The sequence below is a fragment of the Paractinoplanes polyasparticus genome (genome assembly GCF_019710575.1).
In the GTDB taxonomy this organism is placed as follows: Bacteria; Actinomycetota; Actinomycetes; order Mycobacteriales; family Micromonosporaceae; genus Actinoplanes; species Actinoplanes polyasparticus.
Genome location: NZ_JAHWFK010000077.1, coordinates 1 through 23,731 on the forward strand (window position 1 = coordinate 1; position 23,731 = coordinate 23,731).

18 protein-coding genes, 1 pseudogene and 1 riboswitch are annotated in these 23,731 nt (G+C 70.9%); of the genes and pseudogenes, 5 read left to right on the plus strand and 14 right to left on the minus strand.

The window, feature by feature from the left end; translation table 11 throughout:
* The first annotated feature begins 179 nt into the window (after window positions 1-179).
* A complete protein-coding gene (locus KXC43_RS48340) occupies window positions 180-1,049 on the plus strand; it encodes a dienelactone hydrolase family protein (protein WP_221383068.1) in 870 nt (289 codons plus the stop codon).
* Here KXC43_RS48340 and KXC43_RS48345 read toward each other — a convergent pair.
* The 3 genes from KXC43_RS48345 to KXC43_RS48355 form a co-directional block, all read right to left on the minus strand.
* Window positions 1,046-1,846, minus strand: a complete 801-nt coding sequence (locus tag KXC43_RS48345) for a discoidin domain-containing protein (RefSeq protein ID WP_221383069.1) — start codon at window positions 1,844-1,846, stop codon at window positions 1,046-1,048. The genes KXC43_RS48340 and KXC43_RS48345 overlap by 4 nt on opposite strands.
* 138 nt (window positions 1,847-1,984) lie before the next feature.
* Window positions 1,985-3,640: a sulfatase-like hydrolase/transferase gene (locus tag KXC43_RS48350; protein ID WP_221383070.1), complete on the minus strand. Its 1,656-nt coding sequence runs from the start codon at window positions 3,638-3,640 to the stop codon at window positions 1,985-1,987.
* 62 nt (window positions 3,641-3,702) lie between these two features.
* Window positions 3,703-5,850 carry a putative bifunctional diguanylate cyclase/phosphodiesterase gene (locus KXC43_RS48355; protein ID WP_308129593.1) on the minus strand — a complete coding sequence of 716 codons (2,148 nt, stop codon included), beginning with the start codon at window positions 5,848-5,850 and terminating at the stop codon, window positions 3,703-3,705.
* 170 nt (window positions 5,851-6,020) lie between these two features.
* Between KXC43_RS48355 and KXC43_RS48360 the strand changes: the two genes are divergently transcribed.
* From KXC43_RS48360 to KXC43_RS48370, 3 genes are read left to right on the plus strand one after another with little or no spacing between them, the layout of a single operon-like run.
* Entirely contained in the window at window positions 6,021-6,611 is a 591-nt protein-coding gene (locus tag KXC43_RS48360; protein ID WP_221383072.1) for a TetR/AcrR family transcriptional regulator, read from the plus strand.
* Entirely contained in the window at window positions 6,611-8,347 is a 1,737-nt protein-coding gene (locus tag KXC43_RS48365; RefSeq protein WP_221383073.1) for an ABC transporter ATP-binding protein, read from the plus strand. Before KXC43_RS48360 ends, KXC43_RS48365 begins: the two co-directional genes overlap by 1 nt.
* Window positions 8,344-10,302 (plus strand): ABC transporter ATP-binding protein, encoded by a 1,959-nt coding sequence (locus KXC43_RS48370; protein ID WP_221383074.1) that lies wholly within the window; start codon window positions 8,344-8,346, stop codon window positions 10,300-10,302. Before KXC43_RS48365 ends, KXC43_RS48370 begins: the two co-directional genes overlap by 4 nt.
* Window positions 10,303-10,359: 57 nt before the next feature.
* Here KXC43_RS48370 and KXC43_RS48375 read toward each other — a convergent pair whose 3' ends face one another.
* The 7 genes from KXC43_RS48375 to KXC43_RS48405 all read right to left on the minus strand — a co-directional run bounded on the left by KXC43_RS48375 (window position 10,360) and on the right by KXC43_RS48405 (window position 18,077).
* Complete coding sequence (locus KXC43_RS48375; RefSeq protein ID WP_221383075.1) at window positions 10,360-13,257, minus strand: Calx-beta domain-containing protein; 2,898 nt, start codon at window positions 13,255-13,257, stop codon at window positions 10,360-10,362.
* A gap of 13 nt (window positions 13,258-13,270) precedes the next feature.
* Window positions 13,271-13,350: riboswitch (cyclic di-GMP riboswitch) on the minus strand.
* Window positions 13,351-13,573: 223 nt separating this feature from the next.
* Window positions 13,574-14,770: a hypothetical protein gene (locus tag KXC43_RS48380; RefSeq protein ID WP_221383076.1), complete on the minus strand. Its 1,197-nt coding sequence runs from the start codon at window positions 14,768-14,770 to the stop codon at window positions 13,574-13,576.
* A gap of 57 nt (window positions 14,771-14,827) precedes the next feature.
* Window positions 14,828-15,037 carry a ferredoxin gene (locus KXC43_RS48385; protein WP_221383077.1) on the minus strand — a complete coding sequence of 70 codons (210 nt, stop codon included), beginning with the start codon at window positions 15,035-15,037 and terminating at the stop codon, window positions 14,828-14,830.
* A 49-nt stretch (window positions 15,038-15,086) separates the two neighbouring features.
* On the minus strand, window positions 15,087-16,310 hold the full coding sequence (locus KXC43_RS48390) for an NADH-ubiquinone oxidoreductase-F iron-sulfur binding region domain-containing protein (RefSeq protein WP_221383078.1): 1,224 nt from the start codon (window positions 16,308-16,310) through the stop codon (window positions 15,087-15,089).
* Window positions 16,307-16,924 carry a ferric reductase-like transmembrane domain-containing protein gene (locus KXC43_RS48395; protein WP_255646118.1) on the minus strand — a complete coding sequence of 206 codons (618 nt, stop codon included), beginning with the start codon at window positions 16,922-16,924 and terminating at the stop codon, window positions 16,307-16,309. The genes KXC43_RS48390 and KXC43_RS48395 overlap by 4 nt, the downstream gene beginning before the upstream one ends.
* Window positions 16,921-17,844 carry an FAD:protein FMN transferase gene (locus tag KXC43_RS48400; protein WP_221383079.1) on the minus strand — a complete coding sequence of 308 codons (924 nt, stop codon included), beginning with the start codon at window positions 17,842-17,844 and terminating at the stop codon, window positions 16,921-16,923. The genes KXC43_RS48395 and KXC43_RS48400 overlap by 4 nt, the downstream gene beginning before the upstream one ends.
* A complete protein-coding gene (locus tag KXC43_RS48405) occupies window positions 17,844-18,077 on the minus strand; it encodes a hypothetical protein (RefSeq protein ID WP_221383080.1) in 234 nt (77 codons plus the stop codon). The genes KXC43_RS48400 and KXC43_RS48405 overlap by 1 nt, the downstream gene beginning before the upstream one ends.
* Window positions 18,078-18,236: 159 nt before the next feature.
* Here KXC43_RS48405 and KXC43_RS48410 point away from each other — a divergent pair, with 159 nt between their 5' ends.
* Window positions 18,237-20,903, plus strand: coding sequence for a helix-turn-helix transcriptional regulator (locus KXC43_RS48410; protein WP_221383081.1), 2,667 nt, complete (start codon window positions 18,237-18,239; stop codon window positions 20,901-20,903).
* Here KXC43_RS48410 and KXC43_RS48415 read toward each other — a convergent pair.
* The 4 genes and pseudogenes from KXC43_RS48415 to KXC43_RS48430 form a co-directional block, all read right to left on the minus strand.
* Window positions 20,900-21,270 (minus strand): annotated as a pseudogene (locus KXC43_RS48415) (LuxR C-terminal-related transcriptional regulator); the annotation flags it as partial. The gene KXC43_RS48410 and the pseudogene KXC43_RS48415 overlap by 4 nt on opposite strands.
* Window positions 21,271-21,274: 4 nt before the next feature.
* A complete protein-coding gene (locus KXC43_RS48420; RefSeq protein WP_308129594.1) occupies window positions 21,275-21,928 on the minus strand; it encodes a histidine kinase in 654 nt (217 codons plus the stop codon).
* A 141-nt stretch (window positions 21,929-22,069) separates the two neighbouring features.
* Window positions 22,070-22,861, minus strand: coding sequence for an ABC transporter permease (locus tag KXC43_RS48425; RefSeq protein WP_221383082.1), 792 nt, complete (start codon window positions 22,859-22,861; stop codon window positions 22,070-22,072).
* Entirely contained in the window at window positions 22,858-23,694 is an 837-nt protein-coding gene (locus tag KXC43_RS48430; RefSeq protein ID WP_221383083.1) for an ABC transporter ATP-binding protein, read from the minus strand. Before KXC43_RS48430 ends, KXC43_RS48425 begins: the two co-directional genes overlap by 4 nt.
* Window positions 23,695-23,731 lie beyond the last annotated feature (37 nt).

A 23,731-nucleotide genomic window follows, 5' to 3' on the forward strand; every position in this document is an offset into this window, starting at 1 on the left:
GCCCGCGAGATCTACCAACTCATCACCTCAGAGCACCCAAAACCCGCCACTTGAAATCCATAGGAGCATCCCAAGGGCACCGGGCGGCAGACTACGCCGAAGGGCGGGAACGGGGGTGGCGTTGTCCACAGAGGGCGGCACCGGGTTGTCCACAGGACGGGTCAGCGGACAATCGTCCCGTGACGATTCAGGCGTTTCTCGGTCCGCTACCGGCGAAGGTCAACCTCGATGGGACGTGTCTCGAGCGAGTCGACTGCGGTCGCTACACGCGCGAGAAGGTCAGCTACTCCGTCGGCCCGGACGAGCGCGTCTCGGCGTACGTCTGCGTTCCCCACGACCTCGACCGGCCGGCCCCGGCGGTGTTCTGCCACCACCAGCACGCCTCGCGCTTCGATCTCGGCAAGAGCGAGGTCGTCGGGCTGGCCGGGGATCCGGATCAGGCGTACGCGGCTGAGCTCGCCGAGCGGGGCTTCGTCACCGTCGCACCGGACGCGATCGGGTTCGAGGAGCGCAACTGGAGCCCGGACGGCGCGTCCAACGTCTCCTGGTTCGAGCTGTCCACCCGCCTGGTCCGCGGGCGGACACTCCTGGCTTCCTGCCTGCACGACATCTCCACCGCGCTGGACTACGTGACGTCGCGGCCCGAGGTCGACCCGAGCCGGATCGGGTTTCTCGGTCATTCGTACGGGGGCCGGATGGCCCTGTGGGCGCCGGCTCACGACTCGAGAATCACCGCCTCGGTCTCGAACTGCGGGTGCATTCCGTTCCGTCACTCTTATTCGCACGACACCGGCCTCCAAGCGGAATTCGTCCTGCCCGGATTCGCCGCCGAGCACGATCTGGAGGACGTCATCGCCGCATACGACGACCGGACCGCGCTGCTGATCTCGGCCGGCACCGAGGACAAATGGAGTCGCGGGGCCGAGGAGCTTCAGCGCGCGCTCGGCAATCGGGTCGAGCTGGCGTTGTACGAGGCCGGGCACGTCTTCACGGCCGCGATGCGCGAGCGGGCGTACGAGTTCCTGCGGGCTCGCCTCGGGCCGAGCTAGCGGATCTCCATCTCGAACAGGGAGAAGCCGTACTTGTTGGAGCGCTTCGTGCCGTACATGCGCACGTAGCGCGCGGCCACGCCGTCGGTGTCGATGCGGACCGTGCCGCCCTTCCCGGCGGTTGTCGACCAGACTGTGCGCCACTGTGTGCCGTTCGGGGACACGTCGATGCGGTAGGCGACGGCGTGCGCGTGCTCCCAGACCAGGGTGACCTCGTTGACGACACGGCGCGAACCGAGGTCGGCCCGCAGCCATTGGGGTTCGGCGAAGCCGCTCGACCAGCGGGAGGCCGGGTCGCCGTCAGCGGCGTTGCCGGCCTCCCAGGCGCCACCCTCGGCGCTGCTCGCTGTGACCGTGCTGGTCAGCGCGAGGTTGGCCCGGGACGGGTTCGCCCGGGCGGTGATCTTGGGCGAGGCCGGCTTCGCGGTGACCGAAGGTGACGATGACGGCACTCGACTGGCCGGGGCCGCCACCGCTGACCGCGGGGCGGCGGAGTAGGCCGGCGCCGGGCCGGCGCCGGCCACTATTTCCGTCGGGATCGCCACCGGGGGCACGCCGCGGTCGGGAATCGTGGCGTCCGTCGTGGCTCGGTAGGCGACCACCAGGCCGGCCGCCACAGGCACGGCGATCGCCATGCCCGACACCAGCCACCAGCTCTTTCGTGACCTGCGGCGGGCCGGTGGCGGCGGCGGCGCGGGTGCCGGCGGCGGCGGGGCCGGGCGGTTGCGCGACCGCACCTCCGGCAGGTGGGTCAGCCTGAGACTGTCGGCGCGGGACGGGCGCTGACGCTCCTCCACGAGAACTCCCGTTCGTCCTTGGTGGACGCCCCCTCGCGGCCACCAGGAACGTATCTTGACGGAAGTTGGTCACGGAATGGAGTTACGCACGGGTAGACCGCTGTCGATCATGTGATAGCGATCTACGTCACTCTGCGTTCAGTGAGGCTCCCCTTGCGGACTGTATGCCGTGAGGAACCTGTCGCGGAACTCGTTCATCGGCCACAGCGGGGCGTCGGGGGCCGGGGTCAAGCCGTCGGTCCAGCCCCAGCTCTTGATCCGGTCGAGCACCTTGGGGTCCTTGGCGACGACCGAGATGGGCACGTCCTTGGTCGAGTTGGTGCCCACCACGACCGAGGCCGGCTGGTGGTCGCCCAGCAGCAGGAGCACCAGGTTGTCGTCGCCGTAGTTCTCGACGTACGAGACCAGGCTGTCGACGGAGTAGGCGATCGACCCGGCGTACGCCTGCTTGACCTTCTTGCCGTCCGAGAAGAGCTGTTGCGCGTTGGGGGCGCCCTCGATCAACGGGCCGTAGACCCGGCCGTCGCCGATCTTGTCCCACGGGAGCATCGGCGGCACCGGCGTCCACGGGGTGTGGCTCGAGGTCAGTGTCACCTCGGCCAGCAGCGGCGGGCGTTTCGCCTTGCCGAACTCGTACTCGTGCACCTGCTTCATCACGAACTGGTCGGGCATCGTCGACCAGCTGAGCGCCGGGCCGTGGTAGCCCAGCGTGTGCGAGTCGTAGATCTGCTGGTAGCCGTAGAACTGACCCTCGGGCCAGGCGAACGTGACGCCCGGCTCGAACCCGACGGTGCGGAAGCCGGCCCGCTTGAAGGCGGAGGTCAGCGTCATGCGGTCGGTCGCGACGAGGCTGCGGTACCGGTTCTGGTTGTCGATCCACAGGCCGGACAGGAACGTCGAGTGGGCCAGCCAGCTGCCGCCGCCGAAGGTGGGCGACGTGAGGTAGCCGCTCTGCGCCTGGAAGCCCTTGGCCGCCAGCTTGGCCTGCCCGGCGCGCAGCTGGTCGACCACGGGCTGGTTGAACTCGGGGTTCTCGACGGCGTCGCGGCCGTAGCTCTCGACGAAGCCGATGATCACGTCCTTGCCCCGGAGCGCGCTCAGCAGCTGGTCGTCGGGGAGGTTCTTGAACGCGTCGTCCTGCACCTCGCGGGCGAAGTCCTTGCGGTCCTGGATGTCCTGGGGCACGGCGAGCACGGTGTCGCGGGCCAGCTCGGCGGCGCTCTGGCTGGCCACGGGGATGCCGCCGACGAGCTGGAAGCTCATCACGGCCAGGGTGACCCAGGCGGCCGAGAGAGTGACGACCGTTCCGCGTACGGGCCAGGGGTGGGCGGCGACGACCCGGCTCAGCCGGCGGACCGAGAACGTCATCGCGACCAGCGTCACCGCGGCCAGCAGCACGGCGCCGGCCGCGGCCAGCAGCGCGCCACCCCGGCCGACCGAGTCGGTGAGGAAGTTGAAGCCGTCCTTGAACAGCACCCAGTCGAGCACCGGGTCGAACGGGCGGGCCAGCACGGCGTAGAAGCCGATGTCGATGACCTTCAGAACGGTCAGCACCCCGAGGCCCACGCCCAGCGCGGTCGCCGTGATGCGCCGGGCCCGGGCCGGCAGCGCCAGCAGCAGCGCCATCACGAGCAGCGCCTCGATGGGCACCCGGACCAGGGCGGTGAGCCAGAAGTTGCCCGGTGGGAGCCGGGTGATCTGGTCCGGGAGCACCAGCGCGAGGAACACGAACAGGGCGGCGAGGGTGGTGACCACCCCGCCGGCGACCCGGCGCACGTGCTTGTTGACCGACACGACGTTTCCTAACCCCAGAGTTGCACCTACCAACAGGTACACGCTGGGTGAGGGTAAGCGGTTCAAGCCGAGACGGTGCTCACCCCGTCGAGCAGCGTGCGGATCTGCTCCGGGTCGGCCGGGCGGCCGAACAGATAGCCCTGGCCGTGGTCGATGCCGAGGCGGCGCAGGGTCGCCCACTGGGCATCGGTCTCGATGCCCTCGGCCACGGTCTGCATCTTCAGCGCCTGGCCGAGCCCGGCCACCGCGTCGACCAGGGCCACGTCGTCGGCGTCGGTGTCGACGTCGTCCACGAACGTCTTGTCGATCTTGATGACGTCGACCGGGAGCTGCTTGAGGTAGCTCAGCGACGAGTAGCCGGTGCCGAAGTCGTCGATGGCCAGCCGTACGCCGAGCGCGCGCAGCGAGTGCAGGGTCCGCTTGGCGGTCTCGATGTCCTCCATCAGCATCGACTCGGTGATCTCGAGGGTGAGCGAGGCGGCGTCGAGGCCGGCGTCGCGGAGTGCTCCGGCGACGTCGTCGACCAGACCGGCGTACTGGAACTGACGGGCTGAGAGGTTGACGTTGACCTTGAGACCGGCCGCCGCGGGCGACTCGGCACGCCAGCGGGCGAGCTGGGCGCAGGCCTCCCGCAGCACCCACCGGCCGAGCGGCACGATCAGGCCGTTGGCCTCGGCGGCGGCGATGAAGTGGTACGGGCTGAGCAGCCCGTCGCGCGGGTGGTTCCAGCGCACCAGGGCCTCGACCGAGCTGACGCTCTGCGTCTGCATGTCGACGACGGGCTGGTAGAGCACGGCGAACTCGTCGTGCTCCAGCGCCTGCTCGAGGTCGACACGCAGCTGGGCCTCCTCGAGCACCGACATCGTCATGGTCGGGTCGAAGATCGCGTAGCCGTTGCGACCGGCCCGCTTGGCGGCGTACATCGCCAGGTCGGCGTAGCCGAGCAGCTGGTCACCCGGGCGTTCGCCGGCCGCGGAGGTCGCTATGCCGATGCTCAGCGAGCAGGTGATGTCGCGGCTGCCCAGGCGGATCGGCTCGCGGATGGTCCGGACGAGCCGTTCGGCCAGCGCGGCGGCGTCGCCCGGCTCGAGGTCGCGCATGAGGATGGCGAACTCGTCACCGCCGAGACGGGCGAGCACGTCGGCCGGGCGCACGTGGCGGCGCAGGCGGCCGGCGATCGTGGTCAGCAGCTCATCGCCCGCGCTGTGCCCGAGGTTGTCGTTGACCAGCTTGAAGTCGTCGAGGTCGAGCAGCAGCACGGTGACCGGCCGGTCGTCGTCGGCGGCCACGGCCTCGTCCAGCCGCTGCCGGAACAGGGCCCGGTTGGGCATGCCGGTCAGCGAGTCGGTGAACGCCTGGACGTGCAGCTTCTCCTCCAGCTCGCGGCGGGCGCCGATGTCGCGCAGGCTCACCACGGCGGCCGCGATGCCGGGATCGTCGACCCAGTTGGTGGCCAGGACGTCGACGTACACCCAGCGGCCGTCGGCCGCCTGCAGCTGGGACTCGGACCGCAGGCTCTGCCCGAGCGGCAGCGCGATCAGTTCGTCGAGGAACTGCCGGGCCGGGAGGACCCGGTCGGACGGCATCAGGTCGCTGAAGTTCCGGCCGACCAGCCGCTGCTTCGGCACACCGAGCATCTGGGTGATCGATTCGGTGGCGTACACGACCATGCCGTCGGGACCGATGGCGATCACCGCGTCGGCCGAGGCCGCGAGCAGGGTCTCGGCCCGCTGTTCGGCGGTCCGGCGGCGGCTGTCCAGCGAGCGGCGGCTCTTGGCGTGGAGCGCGGTCAGGCCGACGATGCAGCCCATCATCGCTACCAGCAGAACGGTGGTGCCGAAGTTGGTGCCGGCCCGGGTCGGCAGCAGAAGGGCGTAGCCGCCGACCGACATCACCCCGAGCGCGATGACGAAGCGGGGCGACCAGAGCGCGGCCGCTGTGATCAACAGGAGCACGACGGCGGGCACGTAGAGCATCCAGCCGTCCCGGTCGACCCAGCCGAACAGCAGCATGACCGGCATCTCGCCGAGCCACCAGGCCGTCAGCCAGCGGCGGGTGCGCCGGCTGCGCACGATGCGGGCCCAGGGCAGCCACGCGATCGCGGCCTGGGCGACCACCGACAGCAACACGGGCAACAGCCACCAGCGTTCGGCGCCCTCCCAGTCCATGGCGATCCGGAGGCCGCCGATGGCGGTGACGACTGAGGCCACGGCAGCACCTATGCGGAGCTGGCGTGCCCAGTATTCAGCGGTGTGATCGTCCATTTCATCCTGCTGCACGGGCGCATCGATCGGTCCCCCGCCCGGCCACCTGAGGGTTCCATGAGACCCGTGACAAATGTCAGTGGATGAGTGAGTGCTCGCTCAGTACAGTCGTCGCCGTGGAGAACAAGCGACGACGTGTGCCCGCGCTCGCGCCCGAGGAGCGCCGCGCGGCCCTGATCGACGCGACCATCCCGTTGCTGCACGAGCACGGGCTGGACGTCAGCACCCGGCAGATCGCCCAGGCGGCCGGCGTGGCCGAGGGCACGATCTTCGGCGTCTTCGAGACGAAGACGTCGCTGGTCGTGTGCTCGGTGATCAAGGCGCTCGACCCGCAGCCGACGCTCGACGCGCTGGCCGCGATCGACCGCTCCCAGCCGCTGCGCGAGCGGCTGATCCGGGCGGCCGAGCTGATACACGCCCGATTCGCGGAAAACGCCCAGCTCATGACGGCGGCGCGGAAGCTGCTGCTCACCGGCGACGCCACCGGGCAGATGCTCGCGAACCGGCAGTCCCTGCAGGCTGCCCTGACCGACGTGATCAACCAAGGCGCCGACCAACTGCGTCGCCCACCGGCGGCGGTGGCCTCACTGCTGCTGCTGTTCTGCGGCGCCAACACGTACGGGCCGTTCGGCGACCCGGACAACTTCAGCGGCGAGGAGACGGTCTCCCTGCTGCTCGACGGACTGCTCCGACGGGGGACCCAGTAGTGCTCATCCAACTGCTCCGAACCTACTTACGCCCGTACCGGCGGGACATCACGCTCGTCGTGCTCTTCCAGTTCCTCCAGACGCTGGCCACGCTCTATCTGCCCACGCTGTTCGCCGACATCATCGACAACGGCGTGGTCAGGGGCGACACCGGTTACGTCATGCGGATCGGCGGGTGGATGCTCGCGATCACGCTGGCCAGCATCGCCGCCCAGGTCGTCGCGGTCTACTTCGGCGCCCGTACGGCGATGGCCGTGGGACGCGACGTGCGGGCCTCGATCTTCGGGCAGGTGCAGAAGTTCTCGGCCCGCGAGGTCGGCCAGTTCGGCGCCCCGTCGCTGATCACGCGCACCACCAACGACGTCCAGCAGGTCCAGATGCTGGTGCTGATGACCTTCACGCTGATGGTCTCGGCGCCGATCATGTGCGTCGGCGGCATCGTGCTGGCCCTGCGGCTCGACGTGCCGCTGTCGTCCCTGCTCCTGGTCATCGTCCCGGTGCTGGTGGCCACGGTGGCCGCGATCATCGTGCGGATGCGTCCGCTGTTCCGCACGATGCAGACCCGCATCGACCGGGTCAACCGGGTCATGCGCGAGCAGATCACCGGCATCCGGGTGATCCGCGCGTTCGTCCGCGACGACCGTGAGCAGGCCCGCTACCAGGACGCCAACGCCTCGCTGACCGACGTGTCGCTCCGGGTCGGCAAGCTGATGGCGCTGATGTTCCCGACGGTCATGCTGATCGTGAACCTGTCCAGCGTCGCCGTGCTCTGGTTCGGCGGCCACCGCATCGACTCGGGCGGGATGCAGATCGGCGCGCTGACCGCGTTCCTCAGCTATCTCATGCAGATCCTCATGTCGATCATGATGGCCACCTTCATGTTCGTGATGATCCCGCGGGCCGAGGTCTGCGCCGAACGCATCGAGGAGGTGCTGGGCACCGAGTCGAGCGTGGTGCCGGCCACCGACCCGGTCACCGAGGTACCCCAGCACGGCCGGCTCGACCTGCGCGACGTCGGCTTCTGCTACCCCGGCGCCGAGACGGCCGTGCTCAGCGAGATCAACCTGGCCGCCCGGCCGGGCGAGGTCACGGCAGTCATCGGCAGCACCGGCAGCGGCAAGACCACGCTGCTCAACCTGGTGCCACGGCTCTTCGACGCCACCTCGGGCACCGTGCTGGTCGACGGCGTCGACGTCCGCGACCTCGAGCCGGCACTGCTGTCGCGGCTGGTCGGCCTGGTCCCCCAGCGGCCCTACCTGTTCTCCGGCACGATCGCCTCCAATCTGCGGTACGGCAATCCGGACGCGACCGACGAGCAGCTGTGGGAGGCCCTCGAGATCGCCCAGGCCCGCGGCTTCGTCGAACAGATGGAGGGCGGCCTGGACGCGCCGATCGCCCAGGGCGGCACCAACGTGTCGGGCGGCCAGCGGCAACGGCTGGCCATCGCGCGGGCCCTCGTCCACCGGCCCGAGATCTACCTGTTCGACGACTCGTTCTCGGCGCTCGACTACGCCACCGACGCGGCCCTGCGGTCGGCGCTCGCCGAGCACACCGCCGACGCCACCGTGGTGATCGTCGCCCAGCGGGTGAGCACCATCCGCGACGCCGACCGGATCATCGTGCTCGACGACGGCCGGGTGGCCGGCACCGGCACCCACGCCGAACTCATGTCCTCCAACGCCACCTATCGGGAGATCGTGCTCTCCCAGCTCACCGCTGAGGAGGCCGCCGTATGACTGCCCCTGCCCGCCGGCCCGGCCCACCCGTGGGCGGCCCGCCCGCCGTACGCATGATGGCCGGCCCCGCCCCGACCGAGAAACTTCAGGACTTCAAGGGGTCCACCAAGCGCCTGCTGGGACTGCTGAAACCGCAGCGCCTGCTGGTTGCCGTGGTCATGGTGGCCGGCGCGATCAGCGTCGCCCTGTCGGTGCTCGGCCCCTACCTGCTGGGCCGCGCCACCGACGTCATCTTCGCCGGCGTCGTCGGCAACATGGTCGACGGCGACGTCACCAAAGCCGAGGCGATCGCCGCGCTGCGCGCCCGCGGCGAGAACACGCAGGCCGACCTGCTCGGCGCGATCGACTTCACACCCGGCCAGGGCATCGACTTCGACCGCCTGGCCCGGGTGCTGATGTGGGTCGCGCTGATCTACGTCTTCGCGTGGCTGTTCGGTGTGCTGCAGGGCCGCATCACGGCAACCGTTGTGCAGACGGCCGTCTACCGCTTGCGCGAGCAGGTCGAGGCCAAGCTGGCCCGGCTGCCGCTGTCGTACTTCGACCAGCAGCCCCGCGGCGAGGTGCTGAGCCGGGCCACCAACGACACCGACAACATCGCGCAAACCCTGCAGCAGACGTTCGCCCAGCTGACCACGGCCCTGTTGACGATCATCGGCGTGCTCGGCGCGATGTTCTGGATCTCGCCCCTGCTGGCGCTGATCGCGCTGATCACGGTGCCGGTGTCGTTCTTCGTGACGACGGCGGTCGGCAAGCGCTCGCAGCCCAACTTCGTGGCCCAGTGGGCGACGACGGGCAAGCTCAACGGCCACATCGAGGAGATGTTCACCGGGCACTCCCTGGTCAAGGTCTTCGGGCGGCAGGACGAGGCCTCGGCGGTCTTCGCGGAGCACAACGACAAGCTGTACGCGTCGTCGTTCCGGGCGCAGTTCATCAGCGGCCTCATCCAGCCGGCCATGATGTTCATCAGCAACCTGAACTACGTGCTGGTGGCGGTCGTCGGCGGCCTGCGGGTGGCGTCCGGCTCGCTGTCTCTGGGCGAGGTGCAGGCGTTCATCACGTACTCGCGGCAGTTCAGCCAGCCGCTGACCCAGGTCGCGTCGATGGCCAACCTGATCCAGTCCGGCGTGGCGTCCGCCGAGCGGGTGTTCGCCCTGCTCGACGCGCCGGAACAGTCCCCCGAGCCGGACTTCGCCGGGCTCCGCGACGTGCGGGGACGGGTGGCGTTCGACGACGTCTCGTTCCGCTACGTGCCCGACAAGCCGCTCATCGAGCACCTGTCGCTCGAGGCCGCGCCGGGCCAGACCGTGGCGATCGTCGGGCCGACCGGCGCCGGCAAGACCACGCTGGTGAACCTGCTGATGCGGTTCTACGACGTGGCCTCGGGGCGGATCCTGCTCGACGGCATCGACATCGCGACCATGCCGCGGTCGGTCCTGCGCGAGGAGATCGGCATGGTGCTGCAGGACACGTGGCTGTTCGGCGGCACGATCGCCGAGAACATCGCGTACGGGGCCGACTCGTTCGACATGGACGCGGTGGTGCGGGCGGCCGAGGCCGCGCACGTCGACCCCTTCGTACGGATGCTGCCGGACGGCTACGACACGGTGATCGACGAGGAGGGCTCGAACGTCAGCGCCGGCCAGAAACAGCTGATCACCATCGCCCGGGCGTTCCTGGCCGAGCCGAGCATCCTGATCCTCGACGAGGCGACGAGCTCGGTCGACACCCGTACGGAAGTGTTGATTCAACGCGCCATGGCCACCCTGCGCGAGGGCCGGACCTCGTTCGTGATCGCCCACCGCCTGTCGACGATCCGCGACGCCGACATGATCCTCGTGATGGAGGAGGGCCGGATCGTCGAACAGGGCACCCACGACGAGCTGATCGCCGCCGGTGGCGCGTACGCGAGGTTGTACTCGGCCCAGTTCGCCCAGGCCGTAGCCGAAGTGGACTGAGCCTTCACACAAGGAACGGGGGCGGCCGATCGGCCGCCCCCGTCTCATTGCTGGTGCTTACTTGATGACCGGGCGGACGATGTCCGACCAGCCCGGGCCGTTGATGCCCATCGCCGGGTCACCGTCGACCCAGGCGCGGAGCGCGATCGTGCCCTTGGGCGCGGCCGTCGTGGCGGTGTAGGCGCCGTTCACGTTGGCCTTGCTCACCAGGATGTTGGTCCAGGTGTTGGGGCCGGTCCAGCGCTGAACGACGACCTTGCGGCCGGAGGCGTTCGGGCTGGTCTTGACGACCACCGAGACACGGCCCGCCGAAGGCGAGGTCGCCGTCAGGGAGACCCACTGGTTGACCGAGACTCGCACCTCGTTGGAGTTGACCTTCTGGGACTGCGTGACGAAACGCGTGCCCTGCGAGATCGACGTGGCGAACGAGTAGGCGCCGGCCGTGCTGGCCTTGGTGTTGGCCATCCACTTCAGGTCGCCACCACTGACCGGAGCACCCCACAGCTCAACCGTGGCGTTCGGCGCGACCTTACCGCTGATCGACACCCGGCCCGCGCCGGTGATAGACGCCGGAGCGAAGATCGTGGGCTTCGGGGCCTCACCGGGCTCGCCGGGACCGCCGGGCGTGCTGCCCTCGTCGGCCGCGATCGTCAGGACGCCGCTCTTCACCGAGCCGACGCCGCCGACACCGCTGCCGGTGACGAGAATCGTCTCGTTCGGCTCCTTGTACTCGTCGGCCGTGACGGCGAACGGGTCGCCCACCTCGACCGTGGTGCCCGAGAACACGCCACCGGGGACGGCCGAGCTGATCGTGCCCGGGTCGGTGAAGTCGTCCACCGTCGCGGCGGTGCTGCCACCGATCGAGCCGCCCTTGACCATGACGTTGACGTCGACGTCGTTCTGCGACACACCGTTGGTCACGGCGTGGACCTGAGCGTCCTCGCCCTCCCACACCGTCTCGTTGACGATCTCGAGCGACGGCGCCGCGTCGTCATTGGTGACAGTGACCCGGGCCGTCTTCTCACCCGGTGTCACGCTCGCCAGCAGACCGGGTTCGACCGCGACGGTGAAGCTCTCGTCCGGCTCGTAGACGTCCTCACCGTTGACCGCGAAGTAGACATACCCGGTGGTCTGGCCGGCCGGGATGGTCATTTGCTGCCCAGGAAGGACGTAATCCTTGCTACCGGGCCCGCTGCCGCCCGCGGTGGCGGGGTTGGCCGTCGGCTCGGTCGTGCCTACGGTGAATTCCGTGTCGGAGGCGGTCGCCCCGGAGAGCTTGACCGGCAGGGTGGCCACCCAGCCCTCGCTGCCCTCCTTCAAGGTGATCGGCGAGACGCTGACCGTGGGCAGCGCGTCGTCGTCCTTGATGGTGTAGGTGGCATCCAGGGTGCCGGCGGTGTTGGCGACACCAAGACTGTTCAGGCTCACGCCGAAGGTCTCGAGGCCCTCGTGCACCTTGTCACCGACGATGTCGACAGTGAACGTCTTCTGGGTCTCGCCGGGCCAGAAGACCAGCTTGCCCTTGGCCGTGATGAAGTCCTGGCCCTGCTGAGCCTGACTCGTCTGCTCGGCCGTGGAGTAGTCCACGACGATCCTCTTACCGGAGGCCTTGTTCAGCCTGGCGGTGAAGGTGACCGGCTGACGGCCGTTGTTCCCCTCGGTGAGCTGGGGCGTGGTGCTCGGCAGCAGCGACAGGGTCGGAGCCAGGTCACCGTCGTCGTCGATGCTGCCCGTGCCCACGCTGTCCTCGCCCAGCTTGGCGATCGTCGGGGCCGACAGCCAGACGTTCATGTCTTCGGGGTCGGCCTCGTCCAGCGTGTCCTGCGTCGACCGGACCGTGACCCGCTGAGCCGTGGCGGCCGGGTTCACGTCGTCGGTGCCGTTGACCGCGCGGAAGGTCACGGTGCCGGAAGCGGCCGTGTAGTCCTCGCCCGCCTTGGCCTTGCCGTGAGTGGCCTGGGACAGCGCGTCGAGGTCCTTGCCGAAGCCGTCCGCGGTCTGCCACTGCGCCGTGACCGGGCGCTCCGACACACCGCTGAGCCCGATGTTGAACAGCAGCGGGTCGCCCTCATCCGCGTGCGTCTGAGCGACAGTGATCTCCGGCTGATCCTCGTCGTCGACGATGTCGATGGTCGCTGTCTGCGTGCCGGAGACGCTCTCGTCAGCGGCACCCTTGACGAAGAAGTTCTGCTTGGCCTCTTCGTAGATGTCGTCATCCGTGATCGAGATCGGAGTCGGGGCACTCTCCAGAGCACCCGCCTCGATCGTCAACGCGGCGTTGCCCGCCAGCGGCGTGAAGTCCTGTGTCGCGCCTGACTTGGCCGTGCCGGCCGCGGTGCTGATCGGGATGGTGACATCCTTGCCCGATTCACCGTCGAGCACGGCCCACACCTTGACCGGGCCGGCGTCCTCGTCGATCTCGTTCGAGTCGGCCCAGATCTTGTAACCGGGCGCGTCGTCGTTGTCGGTGATCTTGCCGGTGGCCTCGATCGGGCCCGGGTTGCCCCCGGTGACCGTGAGCACCAGGTTCTCGATGTTCTCGTCGATCTTGTCATCGACCGTGTTGATGACGATCCGGGCCGTCTGGTTCGCGGCCGAGACGGTGGACCGCGCGGGGAAGGTCACCTCGCCGGTGATGTCAGGAACGTCGTCGTCGCTCGCCGCCGGGTCGACTCCCGCGGACACCGTCCACGTCACGGTGAGCTCGGTGAGCGCCGCGCCGCCGGCCCGGACGAGGTCGTAGGACAGCTGGCCGCCCTCGGCGGTCTGGTCGGAGTTGCTGACGAAGCTGATGTCGCCGGGGTCGGCCATGGCCGGCGAGGCGACCATCACGGCCGGCGCGAAGCCGATCGCGCCCGCGACGGCGACCGCGAGGATCCGCCGCACGGACTTGGAGCCACGCAGCGCGAACGGTACCGAGCCGCTCGTGGCCGCATGGGCTTCTGGATAGCGCATGTCTAGTTTCTCCTTCGGCGGCTGGGCTGCCTCCGTCGGGGGAGGCCCCTGGCTTTGCGTCCCCGCCTTGCGGCGGGTTTGCCTGTTCGGGTACCGCACCGTGGGCGGGCTCCAAGGACCGGCTTGGGCCGGCCTGAGCAGCGAAAGCCGAGAAAGATCCGGCTTCTCGCCTTCCGTAATCTAACCGGCTTATCGCCGCGTTAGCGGCGGAACGCTTTTTTCGGGTTAAATCGGCCTAACAGCGCAACGCCACCCCTGCGAGCGACAGCCGCAGCTGCATCGAGCGCCCGAGGGGTGACCCTGATCGGCTGCGCTGTCAGCGCTCCCCGCCGGAACGACGGCGGCGCAGGGCCGCGGCCAGCAGCCACGGCGCCAGACCCACGGCCAGAAACAGGGTCAGGAGCGGGAGCTGCCACCAGCGGGAGAGGACCCGGGACGGGGGCTCGGGCGTGGCGGCCACCCAGGGGCGGGCGGATTTGGACCAGGCTAGGAAGGCGTCGCCGACGGGGGCGGCGCCGAACGCGTACCTCTTGGTGCCCGGCGTGTAGACCGGCAGACCCGCCACCTCGCCGAAGCGGGCCAGGCCGTCGGCCAGGGACTCGTCGCCGTGGACTTTGGCGGCGCCGATCGTCACGACCGTGGCTGACAGGCTCACCCCCAGAACCAGGGGACCCGAGTCGACGTTCGAGGGGCCGTCCGTGCCGACCGGGTGTTCGCGCACGGTGGGGCCGAGGCCCAGCGGCGCCGCGAGGAACCACGTGCGGAATCTTGTGTACTGCTGGCGCGCCAGCTCGGGGTCGATCTCGGGCAGGAAGCGGTTGATGATGCTCTGCGACGTGCCCTGCGCGCCGGAGGTCGGCTCGCCCGTGTCGGCGTCGGCCGTGTGCGGGATGAGCTGGGTGGCGGGGTCGAGACGGGCCTGCACGTTGGCCAGCCAGCGGATCACCGTGACGTCGTACGCGGGGGTTCGCAGTTTGTCGTGCAGGCGCAGCGAGGCCATCGCCACCGTGGAGTCGACCGGCCACGCCTGGCCCGGGTACGAGGCCAGGAACGGGGTCGGCGAGGCGTCGAAGGCGGCGGCGATGGCGGCCGAGTCCTCGTCGAAGGCGCGCACCTGGGCGGCGTCACGGGCGGCTTCCGGTACGCGGGAGAGGATGCCCCCGCGCAGCCAGTTGATCCAGCCGCGGTAGAAGACGCCGTACTGCAGCGGCATCTCGCCCTTGAACGGCGCACGGCCGGCGTCCGATTCGAGTCGGCTCAGGGCCCACCGCGCGTCGTCGAGCCGGCCGGCGTCGACCGAGGCGAGGCCGTACAGCGCGTACGAGAAGAAGTAGCCCTCGGGGAAGAGCTGTTGCGCGTCCTCGGCGGCGCCGGAGTCGAGCTCGGCCCGAAGGTAAGCCAATTGGCGGCGTACGCCGGAATCGCCGTCGGCCGGGGCAACCAGCCGGACCACCGCGAGAGCGGCGGCGGCGCTGATGACCACAGCGACGAAGAGCCCGAGAAACTTGCGCACCCGACGAGTTTAGAGATGCGCGGCAAACGAAACGCGGCCCACCAGACCGGTCTGTCTTCACGATGAAGCGGGCGCGGTCAGCCGCAATGCCAGGGCCGGGCACCGGTCCACGGCCTGACGTGCCGCCGGCTCCAACGCCGGCGGCACGCTCATGTCCCCTCGTGGCGCCGGATAGCCCCAGTCGTCCTCGACCAGCAACTCGGGCAGCAGTTCAGCACACAGCCCCCGCCCGTCACAGGCCGTCCAGTCGACATGCAGCCGGTTCATCGCCTCTCCCCTCCTACTTCGATCGCTGTGGCACGCCGAGTCGCGCGGCTCATCCGCGCGCGTCCGTGGCCAGGCAGCGGCCGGTCAGGTGGGCGGCGACGTCGGCTTCGAAAGCGCGCATCGCGCTGTGGATCAGGCGGGCCGTGCCGTCGGGATGACGGCAGGCGCCGCGGCCGGTGACCAGCCGCGCGAGCCGATCGACCTCGGCCGGCAAGCCGGGGCGGGCCCGGAGCTGAGCCAGATCGGTCAGTGTGCTCGCGAGCCGCGGCAGCCCGTTGACGCACGGTCCACATTGACCGGCCACCTGCCCGGCGAGATATCCCGCGATGCGGGCCGTCTCCATCAAGCCGCAGGCGTTCCGCGGCAGGGCGACGATCACACCGGCGCCCGGGCTTCCCCCGTACGGCATGAGACCGGCGCGACTGACCGGCAGCGCTCCCTCAGCCGGCACCCACCCACCGTGATAGCCACCCACCAGCACCGCGCTCAGCGGAGCGCTCGCACCGCCCGCAGCCGCGATGAGGTCACCCAGGGCAACCCCGTAACCAGCTTCAACGACTCCCGGTGAGGCGACAGCACCACTGACGGTGGCCAGAAAGGTGCCCGGCTCCTCGGCCGTGCCCGCCGCGCGGAACCACCCCGCCCCGTAGCGGGCGATCATCGCGAGATGAGCGAGCGTCTCCACGTTCTGCACGAGCGTCGGCGCGCCACCCGGCCCCGACTCGGTGATACGCACCAGCTTGTCGGCCGGCACGGCGCCCCGGCCCGCCACCGCCGCAGCGGCCGCCGACTCCTCCCCCGCGACAAACGCATCCGGCGCCGTGACCAGGCGCACCGGCACCCGATCGAGCCCCGCCGCGCGACGGGCGTCGAGGAGCTCCCGCAGCGCCCGGTGGCCGGCAGCCGGCGCGTAGAGCACAACACTCTGAGCCCCCAGCGCCACCAGCTGCAGACCATCAAGAACCAGATTCGGCGCGTACGTCAGCAGAGCGCGATCTTTCCCGCTGGCCGGCTCCCCCTCGGCCCCGTTGGCGATCACCACCGGCGCCCGCCCACCCGCCGCGACCGCGCTGAGCTTGCGCCACAGCGGAAAGCCGGCCCCGCCCCGCCCGGTGAGCCCCGCATCCCGAGCCATCCCCATCACCTGGTTGGTCTCGAGCACCGGCAGGCGCCCGTGCTGGGCAAGGTGGCTGTCCAGCCGCCCGTCGTTGCTCCCGGCCAGCAGCCGAAGCTGCACCTGCCGCCCCGGCGGCGCTTCCGCAACGCTGATCATCGTGCCTCCTCGAGGGTGCCGGCTTCAGCCGGTCGGGTCCGGGTGGGGAGCAGCCGCGGGTTGACCTGACGGGGTGCCCGCTGGGGGAAGCGGCCGAAGCCGGGAGTCAGGCGCCAGACGACGGCGGCCAGGACCGTGGCGGTGCAGAGGGCCGAGATCGACCAGAGCCAGACAGCGCCGTTGTCCGAACCGGTGCCCAGGCCGTGCAGCAGGGCTGTCGGCCAGCTCAGGTAGGCCAGCCAGTGCACGAGTCGCCAGGTGCGGGCGCCGAGTCGGTGGCGCAGCAGGCTGGTGGCGACGATTGCCAGCACGAGGTCGAACGCCAGGGTGCCCAGTCCCTGCCAGAGCGGGCGGTAGTTGCCGGCGAACGGCAGAACCAGGTCGAAGACGCGCAGCTGGGCGTACGGGTCGAAGAACAGGCTCACCACGTGGCCCACCAGGAACACCACGGCCAGCAGGGCGGCGTTGCGATGCACCAGGTTCACGGCGAAGGCGGGCAGGCCGAACGCCGTACGGCCGCTGCGGGCCCCGACGCCCAGCGCGACGACCACGGTCAGCAGGACCAGCGACACCACGCCGCTGCCGCGGCCGAAGTACCAGAGCGCGTCGGTCATGTCGGCCAGCCGCCCCTGCGCAGAACCTCCAGGGCGGGTGTGACCAGGCGACTCGGGGCGCGGCCGAGCAGGGCGGAGGCGCCGTGGCCGCGGACGATCGCGGCCGTGGTCAGGGTATTGGCGCGCAGGCACGAGGTAGCGGCGACCGAGACCGTGCGCCAGACCCGCGGGACCGGTCGGCCGGTGCGTGGGTCGACGATGTGGTGCAGGAGCTCGCCGGGGCGGCCCCACGTGCGGGACACGGTGCTCGATGTGGCCAGGGCGGCGCCGGCCGGCAGCCGTACCGTGCAGGAAGGGTCTTCCGGTCCGTCCTGCACCAGGACCCGCCAGCCGCCGTCGGGGGCCGGGCCGGCCGTCGCGATGTCGCCGCCCAGCGCTACCAGCACGCCGATGCCCAGCTCGCGGGCGACCCTTGCTGCCGCCCGGTCGGCGGCGAAAGCCTTCGCGGTGGCGCCCAGGTCGAGCAGGACACCGCCGGGCACGGTCAGCTCGCGGCCGCGCAGCCGCACCGACCGCCAGTCGGGGGTGGCGAAGACTCGGACCGCCGGCGCCACCGGGCGGCCGGTCAGGGCGGCGAAGTCACGGTCGTAGCCGAGGCCGCACAGGGCCGCGCCCACCGTCGGGTCGACGTCGCCGCCGGTCTCGCGGGCCGCGGTCAGCGCGGCGCCGACCAGCGCAGCGAGCAGCGGGGTGACCACGACCGGCCGCCCGGCCCGGCACGCCGCGCGCAGCTCGGAGTCCTCGCGGAACCGGCTGCACGCCTCATCGGCGGCCGCCAGCTCGGCACGAACGATCCCTGCCGCTTCGCCCGCCGCCGACGCGGCATCAGCCCGGGAGGAGACGACGACCCGGGCCACCGTGCCCCAGACGTTCCACTGCGCGGTGTCGGCGCCGACCGGCAGGGATTCCACCAGGGGCATCAGGAACCTCCGGAAGTCGCCTGGCCACCGCTGCTGCTGGTGCCGCCGCTGTCGTCGGAGAGCGCCGGCCACTCCTCGGTCGTGGTGGCCGTCGCCGACTCGTCGGGGGTCGTCGAGGCCGACCTTTCCGACGCGTATGCGGCGGCGGCCACAGCAGCCGTTCCGGTCGCGCTCGCCACCACCAGTGCCCCGGTGAGCAACGCCGCCCTTCGCCGGCCGGTCTCCCGTTTCATGCCCTGCCTCCGTTCGCCGGTGTTCCCTCCTGGATGACACCTCAGCAACGGTGCGCGTTCCGCCTCGCCCGGACCTATGGGCACGCTTGGCAGTTGCTGTGAACAACCCCCTGGTGGGCCGCCCGCCTCCGCAACTAGGTTCGATCGGGGGGCGGATCAATGACTGAGCAGGTCGTCGGGCGTGCGGAGGAGATCGAGCGGCTGCGCGCCCTGCTCGACCGCCTGCCGCGGGAGGGCGGCTCGCTCGTTCTGCGCGGCGACGCCGGGGTGGGCAAGTCGACGCTTCTCGGCTGGGCCGCCGGCGAGGCCGGGCGCAGGGGGCTGCGTACGATCACCGTCACCGGGGTGCAGGCCGAGTTCGACCTTCCGTACGCCGGTCTGGACCGCCTGGTCACCGGTCTTCCGCCGCAGGAGTCGACCGCCGCGGCCCAGGCCGTGGTGCGCGCCGCCCTGGACGGCGACCTGACCCCCGTACGCGTGGCTCTGGCGCTGTTGACCCTGCTGACCGAGTCGGCGGGAACGCTGCTGCTGGCCGATGACGCCCAGTGGCTGGACGATGCGAGCTGGGACGCGCTGACGTTCGTCGCCCGGCGGCTGGCCGGTGACCCTGTCCTGATCGTGATGACGATGCGCAACGGAGCTGAGACCACGCAGCGTCTTGCCGGCGCCGCGCTGCCCGAGCTGACCGTGGAGCCGCTGGCCGACGCCGAGGCCGCCGCGCTGCTGGATCAGCGGGCGCCCGCGCTGCGCCCGGACGTGCGGGACAGGGTTCTGGCCGAGGCCGCCGGCAACCCGTTGGGCCTGGTCGAGCTGGCCTCGCTCGGCGACCGCACCGGCCGCCTGCCGGAGGATCTGCCGTTGCCGGCCCGGCTGGAGCGCTCGTTCGCGCTGTCCGTCGACGCCCTGCCCGAGGCCACCCGGACCCTGCTCCAGGTCGCGGCGTACAACGACGGTTCCGATGTGTACGAGACCGTGGCCGCGGCCGCCGGTCTGGCCGCGATCACCATCGACGACCTCACCCCGGCCGTCGCGGCCGATCTCGTGCGGGTCGACGGCTTCGGCGCCTTGCGGTTCCGTCACCCGCTGGTCCGGTCCGCACTGCGCCAGGCCGTGCCGGCCGGCCGTCGCCGCGACATCCACGCCGCCCTGGCCGCCACGATCCCGGACGCGCCGGGCGACGAACGCCGCATCTGGCACCTGGCCGCTGCCACCACCCGCCCCGACGAGCGGATCGCGGCCGAACTGGCCCGGGCCGCCCAGCGGGCCCGCCGCCGCGGCACGCTCGTTTCCGCGATCGTCGGCCTGGAACGGGCGGCCCAGCTCACGCCCGACCCGGACGTGCAGGCCCACCGCCTCATGTGGGCATTGGCGACGGCCCACGACCTGGGCGACCCCGAGACGTTGCGCCGCCTGATGACCACGTTGTCGGCGCGCACCCTGCCCCCGCCGGTGCAGGCCCGGCTGAACTGGTTCCGCGAGGTGATGCTGGGCAGCGGCTGGTCAGGCGCCGAACGGCTGGCCTCGTTCGTCGAGGCGGTCGACCAGGTGCGCCGGGACGGCGATCCGGAGCTGGCGCTGACCGAGCTGGCGAACAACGCGCTGCGCTGCTACTGGTCCAATGCGGACGACCGGACCCGTACGGCCATGGTCGACGCGGTCGAGCGGTTCGACCTGCCACCGGACAACGCCCAGCGCATCGCCGTGCTGGCGATGGCCGCCCCGCTCGAACGGGGTCCGGAGGTGATCGCGTCGATCGACCGGTTGTCGCGCCGGCTGCTCGGCACGCCGGAGGAGCTCGAGCTGCTCGCGGTGTCGGCATCCGGCCTCGGCTCGTGGCGGCGGTCGGTCGTGTTGTGCCGGGCCGCCGCCAACTCCGCGCGGGCCGAGGGGCGGCTCGGCCTGCTCACCCAGACGCTGGTCACCGAGGCCACGGTGGCCGGTCAGCTCGGCGACGTGCGCCTGGCCGAGCAGGCCGCGACCGAGGCGTTCGCCCTGGCCAACGAGACCGGCCAGCCGCGGTGGGCGCTGACCGCGTCGATGGCGCAGGGGTACGCGGCGGCGCTACGGGGTGACAGCGCCACGGCCGAGCGGCTCGCGCACGAGGCCGAAAGCGCCCTGCTGCCCGCCGGGGCGTACCCGATGCTGGCCCTCGTGCAGCTCATCCGGGGCGTCGGCGCCCTGGCGGAAGGCCGGCACGTGACCGCCTTCGAGCAGCTGTCCGCCGTCTTCGACCCCGACGACGTGCCCTACCACCCGGCCATCCGGCTGTGGGCGGTGAGCCACCTGGCCGACGCCGCGGTGGGCTGCGGCCGCGAGGACGACCTGCGGGCGATCATGGACGGGCTGCCCGACGTCGATCTGCCGGTGCTGCGGATGGGCCGCGCCTATGTGGCCGCCCTGCTGGAGCCGGGCGAGATCGAGGGTGCGATCGATGCGGACTATCCGTTCGAGCGGGCCCGGCTGCAGCACTCGTACGGCTCCTGGCTGCGCCGCCGGCGCCGGGTCAGCGAGTCCCGGACGCACCTGCGGGCGGCCACGACGGCCCTCAACGCCCTCGGTGTCACCCCGTGGGCCGAGCGCGCCCGGGCCGAACTGCGCGCGGCCGGCGAGAGCAGCCCGCGCCGCGAGGACGCCCGCGACCGGCTGACCCCGCAGGAACTGCAGATCGCGATGCTGGCCGCCGACGGGCTCACGAACCGCGACATCGGCGAGCGCCTGTTCCTCTCGCCACGCACGATCAGCACGCACCTGTACCACATCTTCCCGAAGCTGGGCGTCTCGTCGCGTACGGAACTGGTCCGCACCCTGATCAGCAACCCCGGCTAAAGGAGTCCGTGCTCCATGGCGGTGGTCACGGCGGCCGTACGGTCAGCCACGTCGAGCTTGTTGAAGGCGCGCAGCAGGTGCGTCTTCACTGTGGCCTCCGAGATGAACAGCTCACGGCCGAGTCGGCGTTGGTCGGCCCGCGCGCAACCAGGCGCAACACCTCGGTCTCGCGGGCCGAGAGGGCCGGCGGGGCGGGCCGGCGCACCTGCCGGACGAGGGTGGAGGCCACGCTCGGGGCCAGCACCGTCTCGCCGCGGGCAGCCGCGCGCACGGCGTCGGCCAGCTCCTGCGGTGACGCGTCCTTGAGCAGGTAGCCGTTGGCTCCCGCCTCGATCGCCCGCAGAATGTCGCGGTCGGACTCGTACGTACCGTCACACTCCCCCGCACCTGTTCCGCTCGTTCCCGCATGCCCGCCAGACCGTAGCCGTCGGCCTCGCCGGGGACGAAGCCGCGACCAGGCTCCGGGCCTCGGCCGGATTTTCCCGGGCCGTCCGCACCGCCAGCGCCAGCCGCTCGTCGCGCAGCTCCGGGTCGGCCGCCTGAAGCAGCGTGATGATGCTGGTGAAGCCCTGGGCCAGGGTGTCGTGGATCTCGCCCGCCAGCCGCGCCCGCTCGGCCGTCACCCCGGCCTCCCGCGAGAGCCGCGCGACCTCGGCCCGGCTGCTCTCCAGCTCCTCGATCAGGCGGTGCCGCTCCTGGCTCTGCCGCACCACCCGGACGATCCAGGTGCCCAGCCAGATGCCGGCGGCGCTCGAGATCACCGCGACGAGCAGGTCAAGGCCGACGGCGCCGGGCCGCAGAATCACGTCCGAGACGGGCAGCACCGCGTTCGCCGCCACCGCCGCGATCACGGCCGTCCGCAGCGGCGCCATCTGGAAGATCAGCGGGTTCACGGCGAAGAGCAGCCAGTTCGCGTTGGGCACCAGCGTGACCGCCACGCCGAACAGCACCAGTTTCGCCGCCAGCAGACCCGGGCGGGTCTCGTCCCGCTCGATCGCCCGGCGCCCGGCCGCGAAGTGCAGCACGAGCAGGCCGCCGATCGCCCCCCGTCGCGACGAGCCGCGCGCTCCGGCCGGGACCGTCCGAGGCGAGCACCACGACCGCCACCGCGACCGCGATCACCACCAGATAGACGTCCCACCAGAGGGTGCGCGGCAGCTCCGGCCTCACCGGTCGGGCCGGGTCCACCGGAACGTCACCAGGCACAGCACCAACCCGATCACACACCAGGCGCCCAGCACCAAGGCGACGCGACCCAGCTCCCACTGCCCGGCCGCCTCGTTGACGCGCATGCCGTCGGGCAGGAACACGTAGCGGAATCCCTGAGCCATCCATTTCACCGGGAAGATCGAGGCGACCGAGATGAGCCAGGACGGCAACTGGGTCACCGGATAGATGAAGACGCCGGAGATGAATTGCAGCGCCACCACGGGCACATTCAGAATGGCGCCGGCCGTGCGGGCGTGCTTGACGATGGCGCTCACCGCCATGCCCAGCAGCGAACAGGCGATCACCGACAGCAGGAACATCCAGGCGAAGGTCAGCCAGTGCGAGGCGTCGGGCAGCGACATGCCGAAGACCAGGGCGCCCAGCGCGATGAGAACAACCGCCTCGGCGATGCTCAGGACCAGAACCAGAAAGAGCTTTCCCAGTACGTACGAGGTGGCCCTGATCGGCGTGCCGTGCAGCCGCTTGAGGGTGCCGTCCTCGCGGTCCATCGCCAGCCCCGCGCCCATCGTCACGAAGGCGGTGGTCAGAATTCCGTACGCGATCATGCTGGCCGAGAAGACGTGGCTGGCGCTGACGCCGGGCTGGTCGTACGAGTCCTGGAAAATGGTGCCGAACAACAGCAGCAGCATTCCCGGGAAAGCGAACGTGAAGACGACAGCCGTTCGGTCCCGGGCGAATTGCAGCAGCTCCACGTGGCCGCGGCTGACTCCGAGGGCGAGGGTGCTCACAGGTGCGCTCCGATCAGGGTCAGGTAGGTGTCCTCGAGGGTCGGCCGGGTGACCGTCAGCGAGCTCAGATCGGTGTCGGCCGCGACCAACTCGCGGATCAGCGGGGTCGGATCGGCCACCTGCTCGGTGCGCAGCACGCCGTTCTCGCGCCAGCTGACCTTCGCGCCGGCCGAGGCCCGTCCGCCCAGCCCGGCCGGCGTGCCCACGGCGACGATCTCCCCGGCGGCCAGCACGGCCAGCCGGTCGGCCAGTGCCTCCGCCTCCTCCAGGTAGTGCGTGGTCAGCAGGATCGTGGTGCCCTCGGCGGCCAGGGCCCGGATCAGATCCCAGAAGTGCCGGCGCGCCTGCGGGTCGAACCCGGTGGTCGGCTCGTCCAGAAAGAGCAGCTCGGGCCGGCCGACGATGCCGAGCGCGACGTCCAGCCGGCGGCGCTGACCGCCGGAGAGCGTACGGATCCGGGACCCGCCCTTGGGGGTGAGCCCGACAAGGTCGATCACCTCGGCCGGCGGCCGCGGGTCCGGATAGAACCCGGCCAGGTGCTTGACCATCTCGCTCACGGTCAGATCGGCCGCGTCGTCCGTGTCCTGCAGCACGATGCCGATGCGCGCCCGCCATTCGCTCCCGGCCGTCCCCGGGTCGGCGCCCAGCACCCGCACCTCACCACCGTCCCGGCGACGGTGACCCTCCAGGATCTCGGTGGTCGTGGTCTTGCCGGCGCCGTTCGGGCCGAGCAGGGCGAACACCTCGCCCCGGGCCACCTCGAGATCGATGCCGCGGACCACCTCGTGCCCCCGGTAGGCCTTGCGCAGGCCCCGCACCTCAATCGCTGTCATGCCATTGATGGTGCTGCCTACCCGGGTCGCGGCGCGA